This is a genomic window from Pseudonocardia yunnanensis (genome assembly GCF_039534065.1).
GTDB lineage: Bacteria > Actinomycetota > Actinomycetes > Mycobacteriales > Pseudonocardiaceae > Pseudonocardia > Pseudonocardia yunnanensis.
Genome location: NZ_BAAAUS010000066.1, coordinates 62,397 through 80,028, shown reverse-complemented (window position 1 = coordinate 80,028; position 17,632 = coordinate 62,397). Strand labels below are relative to the sequence as shown.

16 protein-coding genes and 1 tRNA gene are annotated in these 17,632 nt (G+C 69.7%); 8 read left to right on the top strand and 9 right to left on the bottom strand.

The genetic code is table 11. The features are described from left to right. The 3 genes from ABD743_RS43510 to ABD743_RS43500 all read right to left on the bottom strand — a co-directional run. Window positions 1-266: hypothetical protein (locus tag ABD743_RS43510; protein ID WP_344730416.1), on the bottom strand; the 266-nt coding region annotated here is incomplete at its 3' end. Next, complete coding sequence (locus ABD743_RS43505) at window positions 263-1,726, bottom strand: glycosyltransferase family 4 protein (protein ID WP_344730414.1); 1,464 nt, start codon at window positions 1,724-1,726, stop codon at window positions 263-265. The genes ABD743_RS43510 and ABD743_RS43505, both read right to left, overlap by 4 nt. Then, window positions 1,723-2,502 (bottom strand): glycosyltransferase, encoded by a 780-nt coding sequence (locus tag ABD743_RS43500; RefSeq protein WP_344730412.1) that lies wholly within the window; start codon window positions 2,500-2,502, stop codon window positions 1,723-1,725. Before ABD743_RS43500 ends, ABD743_RS43505 begins: the two co-directional genes overlap by 4 nt. A gap of 2,952 nt (window positions 2,503-5,454) precedes the next feature. On the opposite strand from ABD743_RS43500, the gene ABD743_RS43495 reads away from it, so the two are divergent. The 3 genes from ABD743_RS43495 (at window position 5,455) to ABD743_RS43485 (ending at window position 7,061) form a co-directional block, all read left to right on the top strand. Beyond that, a complete protein-coding gene (locus ABD743_RS43495) occupies window positions 5,455-5,850 on the top strand; it encodes a YrdB family protein (protein WP_344730411.1) in 396 nt (131 codons plus the stop codon). After that, window positions 5,847-6,011 (top strand): hypothetical protein, encoded by a 165-nt coding sequence (locus ABD743_RS43490; RefSeq protein ID WP_344730409.1) that lies wholly within the window; start codon window positions 5,847-5,849, stop codon window positions 6,009-6,011. Before ABD743_RS43495 ends, ABD743_RS43490 begins: the two co-directional genes overlap by 4 nt. Window positions 6,012-6,503: 492 nt before the next feature. After that, on the top strand, window positions 6,504-7,061 hold the full coding sequence (locus tag ABD743_RS43485) for a thermonuclease family protein (protein ID WP_344730407.1): 558 nt from the start codon (window positions 6,504-6,506) through the stop codon (window positions 7,059-7,061). A 145-nt stretch (window positions 7,062-7,206) separates the two neighbouring features. Here ABD743_RS43485 and ABD743_RS43480 read toward each other — a convergent pair whose 3' ends face one another. From ABD743_RS43480 to ABD743_RS43460, 5 genes are all read right to left on the bottom strand, one after another. Beyond that, on the bottom strand, window positions 7,207-7,797 hold the full coding sequence (locus tag ABD743_RS43480; RefSeq protein WP_344730405.1) for a hypothetical protein: 591 nt from the start codon (window positions 7,795-7,797) through the stop codon (window positions 7,207-7,209). A gap of 11 nt (window positions 7,798-7,808) precedes the next feature. Further along, complete coding sequence (locus ABD743_RS43475) at window positions 7,809-9,152, bottom strand: ABC transporter permease (RefSeq protein WP_344730403.1); 1,344 nt, start codon at window positions 9,150-9,152, stop codon at window positions 7,809-7,811. After that, a complete protein-coding gene (locus tag ABD743_RS43470) occupies window positions 9,149-9,901 on the bottom strand; it encodes an ABC transporter ATP-binding protein (protein WP_344730401.1) in 753 nt (250 codons plus the stop codon). Before ABD743_RS43470 ends, ABD743_RS43475 begins: the two co-directional genes overlap by 4 nt. A gap of 5 nt (window positions 9,902-9,906) precedes the next feature. Continuing rightward, window positions 9,907-11,922 (bottom strand): HlyD family efflux transporter periplasmic adaptor subunit, encoded by a 2,016-nt coding sequence (locus ABD743_RS43465; RefSeq protein ID WP_344730399.1) that lies wholly within the window; start codon window positions 11,920-11,922, stop codon window positions 9,907-9,909. A 273-nt stretch (window positions 11,923-12,195) separates the two neighbouring features. Then, window positions 12,196-12,271: transfer RNA gene (locus ABD743_RS43460), tRNA-Arg, on the bottom strand. 222 nt (window positions 12,272-12,493) lie between these two features. On the opposite strand from ABD743_RS43460, the gene ABD743_RS43455 reads away from it, so the two are divergent. Both ABD743_RS43455 and ABD743_RS43450 read left to right on the top strand, forming a co-directional pair. Next, window positions 12,494-13,330 carry a PASTA domain-containing protein gene (locus tag ABD743_RS43455; protein WP_344730397.1) on the top strand — a complete coding sequence of 279 codons (837 nt, stop codon included), beginning with the start codon at window positions 12,494-12,496 and terminating at the stop codon, window positions 13,328-13,330. Window positions 13,331-13,432: 102 nt separating this feature from the next. Then, window positions 13,433-14,155, top strand: a complete 723-nt coding sequence (locus ABD743_RS43450) for an SIR2 family NAD-dependent protein deacylase (RefSeq protein ID WP_344730395.1) — start codon at window positions 13,433-13,435, stop codon at window positions 14,153-14,155. Here ABD743_RS43450 and ABD743_RS43445 read toward each other — a convergent pair. After that, window positions 14,136-14,912, bottom strand: coding sequence for a TetR/AcrR family transcriptional regulator (locus ABD743_RS43445; protein ID WP_344730393.1), 777 nt, complete (start codon window positions 14,910-14,912; stop codon window positions 14,136-14,138). The two genes, ABD743_RS43450 and ABD743_RS43445, sit on opposite strands and share 20 nt — an antisense overlap. A gap of 108 nt (window positions 14,913-15,020) precedes the next feature. On the opposite strand from ABD743_RS43445, the gene ABD743_RS43440 reads away from it, so the two are divergent. The 3 genes from ABD743_RS43440 to ABD743_RS43430 all read left to right on the top strand — a co-directional run bounded on the left by ABD743_RS43440 (window position 15,021) and on the right by ABD743_RS43430 (window position 17,604). After that, on the top strand, window positions 15,021-15,971 hold the full coding sequence (locus ABD743_RS43440; RefSeq protein WP_344730391.1) for an ATP-binding cassette domain-containing protein: 951 nt from the start codon (window positions 15,021-15,023) through the stop codon (window positions 15,969-15,971). A 28-nt stretch (window positions 15,972-15,999) separates the two neighbouring features. Next, a complete protein-coding gene (locus tag ABD743_RS43435; protein WP_344730389.1) occupies window positions 16,000-16,818 on the top strand; it encodes an ABC transporter permease in 819 nt (272 codons plus the stop codon). A gap of 87 nt (window positions 16,819-16,905) precedes the next feature. Beyond that, entirely contained in the window at window positions 16,906-17,604 is a 699-nt protein-coding gene (locus ABD743_RS43430) for a response regulator transcription factor (RefSeq protein WP_241042630.1), read from the top strand. Window positions 17,605-17,632: the final 28 nt, after the last annotated feature.

The following is a 17,632-nucleotide window of genomic DNA, read 5'->3' as shown; positions in this document are numbered from 1 at the left end:
GGGACGAGTGCGTTCGCCACGATGCCGACGATCCCGATCAGCATCACCGCCGCCGAGTACCGGCTGTAGTCGGCGGGTGTGAGCAGATGGGCCATCAGCAGGGTGCAGGCGTAGCTGAGGACGCCGACGACGCCCGCGGAGATCGCCAGCAACGCGCTGTGCTGCGCAACGCTTCCGGCGCCTGCGTCCGGCCCCGCCTCGGGCGGCCGCCGGGGCGTGGCCGCCTCGGACTTTCGGACCGCAGATTGTTCCGTTGTCAGTGTCACTGCAGGCCTGTGGCCGTCCGATCGCGGCCGAACCGGCCGTGCGGTGCGACGTCCGGCCCGGCGAGGAGGTCCTCGCGCGTGGCGAGCCGGATGGTGGCGTCGAGGACGCCGTGGCGGCGGAGCAGCGCGGCGGCGTCGAAGTCGTCGCAACCGTTGAGGAGCAGGGTGACTCGATCGTCATCGACCACGACCTGGTCGGTGATCCGTAGCCGCTCTCGCCAGTCCACCGTGTCGCGGCGGGGGAACGATGCGACGGTGGCGATGTCGGAGCGCGCCTTGCGCCGCTCCGGTGCGCCCGTCCTGGCGCGGGCGAGCCGGCCTGCTTCGTCGAGCAGAACGCCGGCCAGCAGCTCCGCACTGCGATCCCAGCTGAAGCAGCGGGCCCACGCCTGGCAGGCTGCCACGATCTCGCGTGCCCGGTCCTCCACGGCGAGCTCGCGCAGCGCTGCCACCAGGACGTCCCGCATTTGTGACGGGCGCTCGACCAGCCAGCCGGTGACTCCGTCGACCACGGAGTCCCGGACGCCCGGAACGCGCAGCGCCACGCAGGGGACGCCCCACGCGGCCGCCTCGATGATCGAGCACCCCCATCCCTCGGCTGCCGACGTGGACGTGGTGAGCCAGGCTCGCTGGAGCAACCCATCCCGCTCTGCGTCGGGTAGGTAGCCGTGCATGGTCACGGTCCGTTGCAGACCGAGATCGACGACGAGGCCCTGCAGCCGCCGGAGCTCCGGCCCGCCGCCCACGATCTCGACCCGCAGCCGAGGCACCTGCCGCGCGACACCGGCGATCTCGCCGAGCAACAGGTCGACCCGCTTGTGCTGCACGAGCCGGGTGACGACGACGAGCGTGGGATCCGGGTCGCGCGGTCCGCTGAGCGTGGGGACGTCGATCGTGCCGTTGGGCACCACGAAGATCGGCCCGGTGAAGCCGAGCCTGCGGCGCAGCTCCACCCGCGTCGACGGCGAGACGGCGGCCGTCGCCCGCGAGCCGTATACGGAGCGGGCGACGCGGCCCTCCAGAAAACGTCCGATCGCGGCCATCGGCGGGGAGAAGCGCGTGGCGAACTGGTCCTGGTGAACGTGGTGCACCACCTGCACGATCGGCACATCCGGATGCGAGAAGGCGGGCGCGAAGAACGGGATGCCGTTCTGGCAGTCGATGATCGCGTCGACGTCGCCACGGAGACGCCGCAGGCGCAGGGTCACGCGGGGATAGAGGGTGAGATCCCCGCCTGCGCGCATGACGTGGATCCCGTCGATGGTCTCGCGCGCCAGCTGCCCACTCGGGCGGGCGGTGAGCCACGAGACGCGCACCCCGGCGTCCACCCAGCGACGGGAGATCTGATGGATGTACTGCTCTGCCCCACCGGCGAGCGGATGGCGCACATCGCGCCAGTTCAGGACCAGGACACGTGCGCCCACCAATTGCTCGACCGCGGTCCCATGCACGACTCTCACGCGGACATCGCCTTCTGCATTCGCAGGATCGCGCCGAAACTGGGAAGACCATCACGTATCGGATGAAACCGGGAGTCCGGGGAATCGGTCCACGCGATCGGCAGCTCGACGATTCTTCCCCCGCCCTGCTGGACGTGGTGCAGCAGTTCCACGTCGAATGCGAAACCCTCCGTGTGGCAGCGGACGAGCGCACGTATCGCTGCGTCCCGTTCGAATAGCTTGAATCCGCATTGCGTGTCGCGGACACCAGGGACGACACCGCGCGCGAGGAGCCGGAAGGCGGCGCCGCCGGCTCGCCTGCCGAACTGCTGGGGCCGCACGAAGCTCGATTCGGGCAGGTGGCGCGACGCGATCACCGCGGCGGCTCCGGCCTCGAGGTGCTCGACCGCCGTGCTGAGGGTCTCGACCGGGGTGGCGAGATCGGCGTCGAAGAAGCCGACGAATCGGGAGCTGCTGCTCAACAGGCCGCGGCGCACCGCAGCGCCCTTTCCCGGACGGGAGCAGCCGACGACCTCGACGGGGACCTCGCAGGCGAGCTCGGCGGCGACGCGGCGGGCCACGGCCGGGGTGTCGTCGACGCTGCCGTTGTCCACGATGACGAGTCGGGACGACCAGGGCTGGTCGCGGAGGAATGCGACGCTGTGCGCGAGCGTGCGCGGCAACCTGGCCGATTCGTTGAGGGCAGGTATGATCAACTCGACGTCGACGAATGGACGCGACCGGTCAGCAGGCGTGGAAATGCCGTGCGGAATCGGCGCCGACAGTTGTTCGGTCACACCAATCCCCCCATACCCACATTGCCTGCTTCGTCGCGCGTGGGGCCGCCGACAGAGAGCCGCGGTATCGCGTCGACCGGTCGAGCTGGGGACGGACATTTGACAGCAGGGCCTGATCCGACTGTTCGGGTCATACGGGTCATCGTCCTTTCACGTCCGCCGGTAGACCGCACAGTGATCATGATTGGGGAGAGCGCCGGGTCGTCGGGGTCGAACCGGACGAGATCATGTGCGGGGGACGTTTACGTCGGCTTTTCGCATCGGCCGAGATGAGTGTTACCGAAATCGTGGGTCGACCACCCGTTCGTGTCATGGCCCGTCTTGTTCTGCACGCATCGTTCCCGCACGTGCCGGGCTGACGTTCGCCCGTTAGTGCCTCGTGATTCTGCGGTCGTCACTTTGCGTTGTTGTCGACGAGTCTCTTGACGGCGGTCTGGACGATGCGGACCTTGGCGAGGATCTCTTCGATGGTGGCGGCCCTGTCGGACCCACTGGGAGATAGCCCTCGCGGGCTGGTGGCGTTCCCCATGGCGCCGGCCGGCCTGTCCCACCACAAGAAGCGACAGACCGCCAACGGCAAGCCCAACTGGCCGGGGTTCGGTCCTCGAGCCATCTCGCCGGGGCTCGGTGCCTGGGGAACCGTGATTCATTCCAGGCGACCGATTGACTAATCACCCAAAGATGGGCACGTTCGGAGCCTGCGGCTGTCGCACAGATGGGCCCTGAGGCCAGTTACCCAGCGTAATCGCGGGTCGCCACGCGAACGATCTGCCGCCGACATCCAATGGCGTAATTCCTGCCTCGGAGTACGCCGGATGGCCCGGTAAGAACACGCGCACGGTCGACGACTGACGCGTCCTGAGCGGTGAGTGGCGCTCCATGCGGGATTAGTGGTCATCTCCGCTGTTCAGGTGAGAGGCGACGAGCGGACCAACAGCACCTAGCAGGTCGATGACGAACGCGAGTAGGAAGACGACCCCCACCGCAAGGCATCTTCACCGACAGCTCACCCATCCCGGAGAGGTTCCGACGTGGAATCGCCCGCCCACTCGAACGGACACCGTCATGGATCCCCGAACAGGGTCTCCGTCGCCCAATTGATCATCTGCTGCGGCGAATTGCGCGCGGACCCTCCGCTGGGCGTGGACCACGGGCCGCCGGCATCGGTCTCGGTGGGGACCCTGCTGCGCCGGGAGGGTCGCGCCCCCCATGCGGCCGACCGGCCGCTCCAGCCGCGTGGACACTCCCGACCTCTGGTCGGGCCCCCCAAACCCCCACGGTGGAACGTCCTGCGCAAGGCCACGGCCGCCGCAGTCGTCCTGTTCGCCGTCGCAGCGATGTTCACGACCGCCGACGTGAAGAACGTGGTCGGGGCCGCCCCGCGCGTCGTGCCGTCGTTGGACGGCGACTGGGTGGACGCGCAGGGGGTCACGTTGTCCGTGGCCGAGCTGTCCGCGGCGACCACGCCGGGAGCCGGCTCATCCGCCCCGCCCCCGATCACGTCGGGCGCGGGGATCGGTCGTGGCGGGTCCGGCCATCTGCGCAACGTCGCGGCACCTGATTTCGGCGGCGCCGGGGGATCCGCGCCGCCGGAGGGAGCGGAAACCGTCACACCGGCAGAACCCGGGGCTGCGGAACCTGTCGCTCGCGCCCCCCGGGCGACCGGCGCGAGCAGTGCACCGCCCCTGGACACCGGCTCCGGTTCGTCCACGCCCGGCGGTCTCCTCCCCGATCTCGGCCCAGGTGCCATCGCGCCGGGAGGCGGTCCCGGCGGCGATGTTGCCGGCTCGTTCGACGCCGGCGGCGATGACGACTCCGGCCGCTCGAGCAGCAACGACTCCAGCCGTGATGACTCCAGCAGATCCGACCGTGACGGCCACGGCAACACCGGCAAACCAGATGCTGTGACTCCGGCCTGGCCGGCGTCCTGGGACGGGGCTATGGGCCGTTGCCCGAGAGACGACGCTTGTTCGGCGCCGCGCTGGCCAAGATGAGTGTGGATGGATTGCCTCGGGTCCTGCGATGTCTGCCACGTGGTGCGGTTGCGAGCTCGCTGTCTGATCACCGTTGTTTTCTCAGAAAGAGGCGAGGATGCGGGAAAATTACGAACATGTCGTCGTGGAACTACTCGCGCTTGCGGCCGAGTGCGATCTCCGCAATAGGGAGATCGAGCCGGGGAATCCGCTATGGAAGATCCTCGCAGATAACGTCAGGTCCGCGGTTCTGCAGTCTATCGAAGGTGTTATATCGGAATCGGAGCTGGACTGGCTCGCTGATATGGCGGGGCAGCAGGCTGCTGCGCTGGTGAACTCGTCCACACTTGCACCCGCGCCGGACCTGTAGATCCAACCCGACCGGTAACTCCTCTGGGATAGCGACCGAAAGGCAATGCAGAATGTCGAGTCCGAGTTACCCGGAGCAGCATCTGTCGTACAACTGTGGGCCGCCGCCGAAATCGAGAAAGAAGTGGTCGAAGGTGGTCATCGGCGTCCTGGTCGGACTGATCCTGCTGAGTGCTTGTTCCGCGATCGTCCCCGGTGGGGACGCGTCGTCGCCGGTCGGCGTAGCTTGACCGCTGTTCAGTTGCTCGACGGCATCGTCAATACCGCCATCTCAGCCAACCTCTCCGCGTCCTGCCCGCTCGCGCGACCTCGGTCAGGTGGTGCCGCTTGCGCACACGCAGCGAACCGCTGGGCAGGGGTCTCGGTCTGGCCGCGGGTCCGGCCGTGCCGCGTGGAGCCGGAGCGCGCCATTGCAGCGGGCTGCCCAGGTCGTACTGCTTGGCGGCGAGCGGCGCGTCCAGGGCTCCCGCGACGGACGCGCAGCTCGCCGCCGCGCTCCGCGGAGCGGCGGTAACTTTAGAGAGCAGTGCTCTGGTGTTTCTCGTTGCCATCGCTTACGGTGTTCGTGAGCGAGAGCGGTGCTCTCTAAAATCGGTAAGGGGTGCGGGCGATGCAGGAACTCTGGCGCTGGAGCAATCTCGGGCTGGCCTTCGTGCTAGAGCTGGTTGCGCTCGGCATCTTCGCGTTCTGGGGCTGGCGCTTCGGCAGCAGCACACCGGTCCGGCTGCTGCTCGCTGTCGGCCTGCCAGTCCTCACCGCCGTCATCTGGGGACTCTTCGCCGCGCCCACCGCCACCTACGGCAGCCCGGCGGTGGCCGCGATCGTCAAGGTCGCCGTCTTCGGCCTGGCCGGCCTGGCCCTGTGGAACCTGGACCACCGCGTCCTGGGCATGCTTTTCGTGCTGGTCGTCGCGGCCAACCTGCTGATCATCCGGGCCGGCGGACTCGAGCCGGAAACCCCGGCGGCGAGCTCCTCGCGGTCTACGTCGCCAACTTCGACGATGTGATGCGTTCCGTCGCCACCACGGCAGAGACCGGCGTGCTCCCCGCCGACCGGGTCACCGCACCCGGGCCGAGGGGCTGCGGTGACGCGCTGGCCGACACCGTCCGAGCGACCGAGGCGCTGGCCGCCGCGGTGCGGAGGGCACACGGAGTTGTGGAGCCGTAGAGCTGCGAGGCGGTCCCGCTGACATCAGTACGGCTCCGGAGTTCGGACTGGTTCCTAGGCTTCCGACAACCCCGACATCGCCGGTGAGCGGTTCCCTCGTGCGTTGCTCCCGGATGCGTTGGCTCTTGGCCTTGCCTGCGGGCGTGGCGCACGCGATAACTGCGCGCTGGTCGCGTTCGTCGACCACACGCTCGATGAGTCCGAGCTCATCCAGCCTGCCGAGACCTGATCACCAGGGAGCCGCGATCGTGATCTCTCTGTCGACGCTCTGAAAAACGGCGAGACCAGATCAGAGGCCTTGCGATCAAGGAAGACCCCGGGCTGGCCCCGGTGGGGGGTTGCGGAGGGGATAGATCTTGGAGGAGAGGCCCTCCAGCTTCCGTCGCGGCTTGGGTGGAGGTGCGGCGAGAACTCAACCTGCGCTCAACACTCAGGGCAAACGCATGGACCCAGCCGCTGCAACGTTTCGGTCGCGCGCAGCGAGCCGTGGGTGTGAGTCGCAGTTTCGGCCTCGCCCTGATTGTGTCGGTCGCACTCGTGTCCGGCTCTGTCGGAGCGGTTGCCGCCCCGCCCCGCGGTGGTGTGGTGCCGGCCGCGCCGGTCTTCGCCGCGCCGGCGTCCACGCGAACCGAGGTGGTGGGGAAGGTGACCTACATCGCTGACGGTGACACGGTGCACGTCACAGATTCGGCAGGCTCAAGGATCAAGGTGCGAGCCCTCGGAATTGACAGCCCGGAGGCCCGCACTCCGCAACTGCCGGCGCAGTGCTGGGGACCGGAAGCCACGCAGTTCGCCAGGGCCACACTGCTGAACAAGCAGGTCACCGTCGTCAGTGACCCCACACAAGACGCCTACGACCGATACGGGCGCATCCTGGGCTACCTGTACCTGGCTGACGGCTCCAACTACTCCGTCCTCGCCGCGAGCGCCGGCGCCGCCCGTACCTACATTGTCCGCAGACGGCCGGTGACCGAGTACCCAGCCATTGCTGCCGCCGAGGCCGAAGCCCGCGCCGCCGGCCGCGGCCTCTGGGGTGCCTGCCCAGCCTGACTGCGAGAGCATCCGGAGACCGGGCCGGCCCAACCACCTGGTGACCTGACGCTGCTCGTGCGCGCCCACTCCCACAGGGGATCGGTCCAGGCTCCGCCGCCGGGTCCCGCGCGCCGCTGAGGTGGGGCGGCGGGTGCAAACCTGGTCACGGTGTTCCGGCGGTTGTGCGGGGTGGGGAGTCGGGGCCGGTCCGGTGGCTGGTGATAGACGTGGCCGTGACGGTGCCGTCGGCCGCGTTGGTGCCGGCAACGGACACCGTCACGCCCGCGACGAGTCCTCCGAGCCCATCGGTCGTGACGGTCGCGGTCGGAGGCACCGTCACGGTGACCACCGCCCCGGCGGAGTTGGTGAGGGTGAGTGTGGAGCCGGAGATCGACTTCACGGTGCCGATCGCGACCGGTGAGGCAGTCCCGCCGGCGCCGCCGGCCGCCGGCCCGCCCGGAGCGCCGACGCCGGCTCCGCGGGCGCGGGTGGCAGCCGATGCGGTTACCAGCCCCTTGTCGTGGGCCTTCTGCGCCGCGACGCCCCCGGCGAACGCCAGCGCGGCCATGATCAGCGCAACCAGCACCGCGGTCAGCCGGTTCGTGCGCCTGGGCTTGTCCCAGTTCTCGGCGAACAGATCGTCGTCGACGGGGGCCGGGTCGTCCGTGGGCTTCGGGCGCAACGCGACCGTCTCGTCGTGGGGCCATCCGGCGGGCGGCATCGGCGTCCGGTCGTCGGCGGGTGAGGACACCATTCGTTTCCCTGTCACTCGTATTTCAGGGCGTCGATCGGGCGCAGTGACGCGGCACGGTTGGCGGGATAGATGCCGAAGAACAGTCCGATCGCCACCGAGACGCCGAACGCGAGCACCACCGAGTAGGGCGCGACGATCAGGTGGAACGTGCCGAAGCTGAACTGCCCGACACCGACGCCGATGAGCACACCGATCAGGCCGCCGAACATCGATAAAAGCACTGCCTCGAGCAGAAACTGCCCGACGATGTCGGCCTTCTGCGCGCCGATGGCCTTGCGGATGCCGATCTCGCGGGTCCGCTCGGTAACCGTCACCAGCATGATGTTCATGACGCCGATGCCACCGACCAGCAGCGAGATCCCTGCGACCCCGCCGAGCAGGATCGTGAAGATCCCCGTGATCGAGCCCAGCGCCGCGAGGATCGAGCTCGGGTTGAAGATCGAGAAATCCTCGTTGGCTGCCGTCACGTGGTGGCGGGTGTTGAGAATGTCGGTGACCTCGGCCTGCGCGGCACCGACGACGTCGGCCGAAGCGGCTTTCACCGTGATGCTGCTGACCGTGCCGTAGCCGGTCAGGGTGTCCTGGACGGCGGTCAGCGGGGCGATCACGCGGTCGTCCTGGTCCTGCGGGCCGCTGCTGCCTTTTGCCGTCAGGATCCCGACGACCTGGTAGGCGCTCCCGTTGAACTGGACGGTCTGCCCGACGATGGACAGGCCGTCGCCGCCGACGAGGTCGGTGGCCACTGTCGTGCCGAGCAGCGCGATCCGGCGTCTCGCCGTGTAGTCGGAGTCGGTGATCGCGACGCCGGCCTGCAGGGTGTCGTTGTTGTTGACCAGGTAGCTCGGCGTCGTGCCGGTGAAAGAGCCGACGGTGTGCGCGGCGCCCTCGAAGGTCGCTGCCACCGACGGAGCGGTCACCACCGGAGCAACCGAGACCACGTCCGGTGCGGACGTCGGGTCCACGAGGGCCTCCGCGTCCTGCAGGGTGAGCTGCGGCTGCTGGACGAGCGTGCCGTTGTTCACGGTGGACGACGTCGCCGCGCCGGGCCTGCCCGCGCCGCCCCCCGCTCCGCCCGCCCGGGCCGCACCGCCCCCGCCGAGCGCCCCCAGGCCGCCGCCTCCGCGCGCCGCGCCTCCGCGTCCGCCCGCGCTCGTCGAGGTGGATGTGATCGTGAGCGTGTCGCTGCCCAGGGAGCTGACCGAACTCTGCACCGACGCGCTCGCGCCCGTCCCCGCCGCGATGAGGATGATCACGGCCGCGACGCCGATGAGGATGCCGGACATCGTCAGCAGCGACCGCAGCTTGTTCGCCAGCACCCCGCGGACGGCGAAGCGGGCGCACTGCCGCACGTTCACGAGGTACCCCGGGCCACGGGCAGGCGGTCCGTCGACCAGCGCGGGGGCGGGCCCGACACAGGCGCGGAACGCTCGTCGGAGCGCACCTTCCCGTCGCGCATCCGCAGCACCCGCTTGGCGTGCTCGGCCACCTCTTCTTCGTGGGTGATCACCACGAGCGTGCGGCCGGCCACGTTGAGGTCGTCGAAGAGTGCCAGGACCTCGGCCGTGCTGTGGCTGTCGAGCGCCCCGGTCGGCTCGTCGGCGAGCAGGAGGACCGGGTCGGTGCAGATGGCCCGCGCGATCGCCACACGCTGCTGCTGCCCGCCCGAGAGCTGCGACGGCCGGTGGTTCGCGCGCGCCGCGAGCCCGACCTGGTCGAGCGCGGCCAGCGCCCGGCGGCGGCGCTGACCGGGCCGCACCCTGGCGTAGGCCAGGGGCAGCTCGACGTTGCTCACCGCTGTCGTCCGCGGGATCAGGTTGAACGACTGGAAGATGAAGCCGATCTTGCGGTTGCGGATGGTGGCCTGCTGTCGCTCGTCCAGACGGCGGGTGTCGACGCCGTCGAGCAGGTAGCGCCCGCGGGTCGGGGCGTCGAGGCAGCCGATGATGTTCATCAGCGTCGACTTGCCCGAGCCCGACGCCCCCATCACCGCGACGTAGTCGCCGCGCTCCACCCGAAGGTCGACGCCGTCCACGGCGCGGACGACCGTGTCCTCGCTGCCGTAGATCTTGGAGACGCCCTGCAGCTCGATGACCGGGCGGGTCACCCGCGTCACCCGCCGGCCCGCGGGAAGCCCGCGCCGGCGCCGGCGCTCGCCGCGGTGGGGGCGGTGGTGCTGGGCAGCACCAGCATGTCACCGGCCTGGACGCCGCTGGTGATCTCGGTCTGGGTGTCGCCGACGAGCCCGATCGTCACCGGCACGACCGTGTCGGTGCCGTTGCGCTGCACCGTCACGGTGTGGCGGTCACCGAGCGAGGTGATCGCCAGGTTCGGCGCCTCCAGCACATCGGTCGCGGATCCGGAGGTGATGTTCAGGCTCGCGGTCGAGCCCACGCCCACGCCCGGAGGGGCGGTGTCGAGGGAGACCTGGATCGGGTAGAGCACGACGTTGTTCGTCACCGTGCTCTGCGGCGTGATCTGCGTGACCGATCCCGTGGCCGTGGTGTTGGTGGCCGGGAACGTGATCGTGGCCTTCTGGCCGAGCTTGATCTTGGCGGCGTCGGCCTCGGCGATGTTGGCCGTGACCGCCAGCCGGCTGAGGTTGGCGATCGTGATGAACCCGCTGCCCGCCGACGTCGCCGCCGGGGAGGCCGCGCTGCCGGTGGACGAGCCGGTGCCGGCGGCGCCGGTGGTCGACGCGCTCGACCCTCCGCCCGACGACTCACCCACCTTCCCGTTGACCGCCAGCACGACCCCGGCCTGGGGCGCGAGGAGGCTGGTCTGGTCGACGCCGAGCTGGGCGTTGTCCACTGTCACCTGCGCCTCGTCGACGCTGGCGGCGTAGCCGGCGATCTGGTCTTCGGTCATCGGGTGCAGGTCCGCCTGCTGGGCGAGCTGGGCGTTGGTGACCAGGCCCTGGTCGGTGATCACCGTCTGCTTGGCGGTGGCGATGGCCTGGTTGTCCTTGAGCAGGGTGTCGTCCTGGGTCTGCTGGGCAGTGGTGACGGCCTGCTGATCGGCGTCGAGGGTCGTGGACTGGGCCTGCTGGGCTGCGGTGACGGCGAGCCGGTCCTTCTGGACGACGGAATCGCGGGTCTGCTCGGCATTGGCGAGTGCCTGCTGCTCTGAGTTGCAGTCCGTGCGGGAGACGGTCGTGAATGCCGTCGGCGCGGCCATCGTCCGACGAGGTGTCGCCGACGAAGAAGGAGTCGCCGACGAAGAAGAAGGCGGCGGCATCGGACGAGGTGGGGCCGGCGAAGAGGATGCCGCCGGCGAACGAGATGTCCCTGTCGTAGAGGTAGTCCCCGACGTAGAGGTAGTCCCCGACGCAGAGGTAGTCCCCGACGTAGAAGTAGTTCCCGTCGTAGAAGTAGTTCCCGTCGTTGTGCCCGCGCTTTGGCATGTCTTCAGCGCTTGCTGGGCCTGCGCCACGGAGGCCTCCTGGTTCGCCTGGTCGACACCGACCGACGCCTGCGCGCTCTTCACGCTCGTGTCGGTCGCGGCCTGGTCGTCGGAGAGCTTCTGCTGCGCGTTGCTGATCGCCGTCGCCGCCGACGTGGTGTCGATGTCGAGCTGGCTCTGCGCCGTCGTCACGTTCGCGTTGGCCCCGTCGAGCTCGGCCTGGGCCTGGGTGATCGCGGCCTTGTCCTGCTGGCTCTTCACCTCCGTCGGGCCCGAACGTGCCTGGGCCAGCGCTGCCTGCGCGCTGGCGAGCTGCGCCTGAGCCGTCTTGAGACTGCCGTTCGCACTGGCCGGGTCGACCGTCGCCAGCACCTCCCCGAGGGTCACGGTGTCGCCCGCCTTCACCTTGACGGCCGTGACGGTGCCCTGCGCCTGGAAGCTCACCGGCGTGCTCACCGAGGACTCGGTGTTGCCGCTCCCCGTCACGCTCGACGTCACCGTGCCCCGGACGACGGCGGCGGTGCGCACGGCCACGGTCGGGGTGCCGGGGTTACCGATGAGCGTGAAGGCGAGCACGATCGCGAGGATCAGCAGCACGACCAGGATCAGGTTGAGCCACTTCGTACGCGGCGTCATGGAGTCGAAGCGGGAGCGCAGCCGACGCCACCGCGAGGGCGGCGGGCCTGCGGGCTGGACGGAGATGCGCTCCGTCACCGTCTCGCTCATGCAGGAGCCTCGGCCCACTGCAGACCACAACTCATGACGTCCTCCTCGAACAGGTGTCGCGCGGTCGGCGCGGAGCGTGGCGCCGAAAGATCGGAAACACCTGTGAACGGACTGGGAGAACGAACTGAGTGGATCACCGCAGGAAGGCCAACGGTGAGGTGGCGCGACAAAACCGCCCCCGCGGGCTCCAGGCAGAGGGACCGGCCGTACTACAACAAGATCGGCCCCCCACCTGTTTCATCAGGTAGGGGGCCGATTCTTGCTGCTAGCGCCTGGTGCCCCCGGCAGGATTCGAACCTGCGACACACGGTTTAGGAAACCGATGCTCTATCCCCTGAGCTACGAGGGCGTAGCCATGAGCATCGTAGCGGCGCCAGGTGCAGGTGCCCCGGTCCAGGGGGCGTTGGGGTGGTGAACGGGACCGCCTCGGGTACGGGGTGCAGGCGCGGGATGTCTCGTGCTCGGCGCGCTCATCAGGGCTGATGATCCGGTGAGCGCCCGGTAACAGGCGGCGATCGGGGCCGCGACAAGGAGGCAGGCACAGACCGCGACCTCCAGGGACACCCTCGCCATGACCGCACCGTGGACGCCCCGACACCCACAGATCGATCCGCCGACCGAGCGTCCGATGGCGCCGGCGCGGGGCGGTACTCCGCCTCTGCTGCGTCGTGGGGCCTGGCCTGTCGTCGTTGCGATCCTCACGGGCCTGGTCGTCGTCAGCAGCGTCGTGGTCGTGGCCGTCAATGTCGACGGCGCTGCCCGGCGCACGGCCGGTTCCGCCGCCGCGGGCGGCTTCGTCCCGACCGCGGGTCGTGCTCCCACGGCGGCCGACGTTCCGGTCACGGTCCCGGACCTGTCGGGCAAGACCGGGAGCGCGGCCTCGGAGGTGCTGGGTGCCGCCGGGGTACTGAACGTGACCTTCGCCCAGAACGACGCCCTCATGACTCAGCCGGTGATCAGCCAGAGCCCGGCTGCGGGTACGCAGCAGCGGGCAGGTGACCCCGTCTACGTCACGCTGCAGCCCGAGGCTCCGGCCGCAGCGCCGCCTTCGGCGCTCGCCGAGCCGCACCGGAAGCTCAGCTCACGGGACTGGCTGGTCATCGCGAAGAACCCCGACGCTCACATCGGGGAACGGGTGATCGTCCACGGGCGGGTTACGCAGTTCGATGCGGCGACAGGCACCACGGCCTTCCGTGCGTCGGTGGACGGAGTGCGGCAGAAGCAGGCCTACGACTACGACACGAACACGGTGCTGGGCGGAGACGCTGCCGACCTCCAGGACATCGTGGTCGACGACGAGTTCACGGCGGAGGTCACGGTGATGGGGTCGCTGACGTACAAGACGCAGATCGGCGGGAACACGACCGTTCCCGTGCTGCTGGTGCAGACGATCTCCCGGACGTCCTGACGACGCCACCGCTCCTTCGAACGGGCGTTCCAGGATTCGCACAATGGGATGATCCCTGTAGGGCCTGCTCGAAGCAGGCATGAAGAGGAGGCCGAAGCGCTCGTGGACGTCAAGACGCTCGTCGAGGTTGCGCCGCGCGACCGGTTCACCCGGGTCTGCGCGCTCACCGGCGCCGGGATCAGCGTGGCTGCAGGTCTGCCGACGTTTCGCGGACCGGACGGCCTGTGGCGGCTCTCGCCGGAGATGGAGCGGGCGATGCACGCCCAACTCCTGCCCTCGAACGTCGACGCCCTGTGGTCGGTCTGGGGCAGCATGTTCCACGTTGCCGCCCGCTCCGGGCCCACGGCGGCCCACCGGGCACTGGCCGATGCGGGCGCCTCGGTGATCACGCAGAACGTCGATGAGCTGCACCAGCGGGCGGGGTCGCATGACGTCGTGGAGATCCACGGCTCAGCGGGGCGTGCCCGTTGTCTCGACGAGGACTTCTGCGGCTGGATCGGTCCGCGGGAGGAGGCCGAGCGCACGGATCCGCCGCAGTGCCCGCAGTGCGGGGAGCCGGCGCGTCCGGCGGTGGTCCTGTTCGGCGAGATGCTCGACCCGGAGGCCCTCACCACGGCACGCAAGCTCGCGTCGGAGTGCGACCTGTTCCTCGCGGTGGGCACCTCGGGCCGGGTGGCCCCGGCCTCCTGGCTCGCGCCCACTGCTCGCGAGGCCGGCGCCTACTGCGTGAACGTCGACCTGTACCCCGACGGCCCGCTCGACTCCGCGTTCCACGCTCGTGTGGTCGGCGACGCGCAGGAGGTGCTCACGGAGTGGGCGCGCTGACCGCCGACGACGGGTCGTGTGCGGCGAGGTAGCCGGAGACTCCGTCGAGGAAGAGCACGAGTCCGAAGTCGAATTCGGCGTCGACATCCTGGTCGTCGAGCAGCGAGTCGACGTCGAACACCCCGGCCGCCACCACCCTGCTCAGCGCAGGCATCCGGCGTGGGTCCACCACGCGGGCGAGCGCGGCGGCGTACTGGCGGCTGAACGCGTCCGGGTTCTCCGCGTACCCCGCCGCCAGCTCGGAGCCGAGCCGGATCTGACCGTGCACGTAGGTCAGAAGGCTCATCACGATGCCCACCTTCTCGCCCTCCTCGATCGAGGTTCCGGAGAGGGCGGTCAGCGCGGATTCGAACCAGGCTAGGTTCTTCGGGCCGATCGGCGGTCCGGTGATCGGTAGCCGGGCGAACCACGGGTGATGCTTGGCCACAGCCACGATGCTGTGGGTCCAGAGCGTCAGGCCCGATCGCCAGTCACCGTCGGCGGGCAGGTCCGGGGGATCCCCGAGTGCGACGTCCGCCATGAGCACGAGCAGCTCGTCCTTGCTGCGTACGTGGCGGTAGAGCGCCATCGTCGAGTTCCCGAGCTCGGCCGCCACCCGGGACATCGAGACGGCCGCCAGGCCCTCCGCGTCCGCCACCGCGACCGCGGCGCGCGTGATGTCGGCAACCGTGAGGGTGGGCTTCGGCCCCTTGCGGGGCGCTTCACGCAGTCCCCACAGCAGGGCGACCTCCTCCGGCAGGTCCGTGTCGTCCGCCATGTCGCCCTCTCGTTCGCCGGCCGGATGCCAAGTCTAGGAAGGGGCTTTCGCTCGCTACTGCGTAGGCTATACGCTTTCTTGCGTATCTCATACGCAGAAGGAGTCGGGATGATCGTCGAAGCATCGGGGCTGTGCAAGGCCTACGGGTCCACCGTGGTCCTGGACGGGCTGGACCTGCAGGTGGAAGAGGGCTCGGTGCTCGCCCTGCTCGGCCCGAACGGGGCGGGGAAGACCACGACCGTCCGCATCCTCACGACGCTGTCGCGGCCGGACGGGGGTCGTGCGACGGTCGCGGGCCACGACGTCGTCCGCGAGGCGGCGAAGGTGCGCGCGGCGATCAGCCTCACCGGCCAGTACGCCGCCGTGGACGACGAGCAGACCGGCCGCGAGAACCTCGTCATGATCGGCAGGCTGATGCATCTCGGCCGGGCGGGTGCCCGCCGGCGGGCACTCGAGCTGATCGAGCGGTTCGACCTCGTCGAGGCGATGGACCGGCGGGTGAAGGGTTACTCCGGGGGTATGCGCCGCCGGCTCGACCTGGCGATGAGCCTCGTCGCCGCGCCGCGGGTGATCTTCCTGGACGAGCCCACCACGGGCCTCGACCCCACTAGCCGCAGCACGATGTGGGCAGCGATCACGGAGCTGGTGCGGACCGGGACGACGATCGTCCTCACCACCCAGTACCTCGAGGAGGCCGACCGGCTCGCCGATCGGATCGTGCTGCTCGACAAGGGGCGGGTGGCTGCCTCCGGCACTGCGGACGCATTGAAGGCGCAGGTCGGAGGGGAGCGGGTGGACCTGCACTTCGACGACCCCATCGAGTTCGCCCGCGCCGCCGACCTCTTCGCCGGGCGCGGCAGCCCGACCGATCCGGAGCGGCTCGTGCTGAGTGTCGCGTCCGACGGCAGCGCCGAGCACCTGCACCGGGTGCTGGACGAACTGCGCGGCGGGCGGGTCGCGGTCGCGCGCGTGACCTCGCACCGGCCCACCCTCGACGACGTGTTCCTCGCGGTGACCGCCCCGACCGGCGGGCAGGTCCGTGCCGCCGTCCCCGCCTGACCACCACTTCCCCGACCGGAGGACCACCATGACCACCACGTCGACCATCACGACCGCCACGACCACTCTGTCGCCTGCGCACGGCGGAGTCGCGAACGCCCTCAGCGACGCGCTGACCCTGATCGGGCGCAACGTTCGCCTGGCCCGGCGCAACCTCGACACCCTCATCATGTCGATCGCCCTGCCGCTGCTGATGATGGTGTTGTTCGTCTACGTCTTCGGCGGGGCGATCGAGACCGGCACGGAGTACATCAACTACGTGGTGCCCGGGATCGTCCTGCTGTGCACGGGCTTCGGCGCGGCGAACACCGCGATGCCGGTGGCGGCCGACCGCGCCACCGGCATGGTCGACCGGTTGCGGTCGTTGCCGATCCGCAGCTCGGCGATGCTCACCGGGCACGTCACTGCCAGCGTCCTGCGCAATGCCGTCTCCACCACGATCGTCGTCCTGGCCGCGGTCGCCATGGGCTTCCGGCCCACCGGCTCCTTCACCGACTGGCTGCTCGCGGCCGGGCTGGTGCTGCTGTACGTGCTCGCCCTGTCCTGGGTCGCGGCCGGGATCGGGCTCATCGCGAAGAGCGTGGAGTCGGCGAGCGTGCTCGGGTTCGTGATGCTGTTCCTGCCCTACCTCAGCAGCGCGTTCGTGCCGACCGCGACGATGCCGTCGGTTCTGCGGGCCGTCAGTGAGAACCAGCCGATAACGCCCGTCATCGAGACGGTCCGCGGCCTGCTCACCGGCACGCCGATCGGCGGTCAGGGCTGGGTGGCGTTCGCGTGGACGGCCGGCATCCTGGCTGTCGCGTTCACCGGCTCCACCTGGCTCTACCGGCGCCGCAACCTCGTGTGACCGGATTCGGACGGCCGGGGCGAACACGTGGTGCTCTGCACAAGTACCTCTCAGGCGCGTCTCAGACGCGCAGGTCACACTGGCTGCATGCGCATCCTCGTTGTCGACGACGACCGGGCCGTCCGCGACTCGCTGCGCCGCTCGCTCGCGTTCAACGGCTACCAGGTCGAGCTTGCGAACGACGGGCAGGCCGCGCTCGACGCTGTGCTCGCACAACGCCCGGACGCGATGGTGCTCGACGTGATGATGCCTCGTCTGGACGGTCTGGAGGTGTGCCGTCGTCTGCGGGGCGGCGGGGACGACCTGCCGATCCTCGTGCTCACCGCGCGCGACGCCGTCTCGGACCGGGTGGCCGGGCTCGACGCCGGCGCCGACGACTACCTGCCCAAGCCGTTCGCGCTGGAGGAGCTTCTCGCGCGGCTGCGGGCGTTGCTGCGCCGCCGCACGCCCGAGGAGCTCGCCCTCGCCGACGGCCACGGCAAGACGCTGGAGTTCTCCGACCTGAGCCTCGACCAGGACACCCGCGAGGTCCGTCGCGGAGACCGGTCGATCAGCCTCACCCGCACCGAGTTCTCCTTGCTCGAGCTGCTGCTCGCCCATCCGCGCCGGGTGCTCACCCGCGCCCAGATCCTCGAGCAGGTCTGGGGGTACGACTTCCCGACCACCGGCAACGCGCTCGAGGTGTACATCGGATACCTGCGCCGCAAGACCGAGGCGGACGGGGAGCACCGGCTGATCCACACCGTGCGGGGCGTCGGTTACGTCCTACGTGACACGCCGCCGTGAAGGCGGGCATCGCGACGGTCGGTGATCG

What these genes read in the sequence shown, in the direction of transcription:
- ABD743_RS43445 (WP_344730393.1), bottom strand. Translation starts at nt 14,912, where the DNA reads ATGGCGGACGACACGGACCTGCCGGAGGAGGTCGCCCTGCTGTGGGGA.
- ABD743_RS43435 (WP_344730389.1), top strand. Translation starts at nt 16,000, where the DNA reads ATGACCACCACGTCGACCATCACGACCGCCACGACCACTCTGTCGCCT.
- ABD743_RS43440 (WP_344730391.1), top strand. Translation starts at nt 15,021, where the DNA reads ATGATCGTCGAAGCATCGGGGCTGTGCAAGGCCTACGGGTCCACCGTG.
- ABD743_RS43455 (WP_344730397.1), top strand. Translation starts at nt 12,494, where the DNA reads ATGACCGCACCGTGGACGCCCCGACACCCACAGATCGATCCGCCGACC.
- ABD743_RS43480 (WP_344730405.1), bottom strand. Translation starts at nt 7,797, where the DNA reads ATGGTGTCCTCACCCGCCGACGACCGGACGCCGATGCCGCCCGCCGGA.
- ABD743_RS43465 (WP_344730399.1), bottom strand. Translation starts at nt 11,922, where the DNA reads ATGAGCGAGACGGTGACGGAGCGCATCTCCGTCCAGCCCGCAGGCCCG.
- ABD743_RS43430 (WP_241042630.1), top strand. Translation starts at nt 16,906, where the DNA reads ATGCGCATCCTCGTTGTCGACGACGACCGGGCCGTCCGCGACTCGCTG.
- ABD743_RS43495 (WP_344730411.1), top strand. Translation starts at nt 5,455, where the DNA reads ATGCAGGAACTCTGGCGCTGGAGCAATCTCGGGCTGGCCTTCGTGCTA.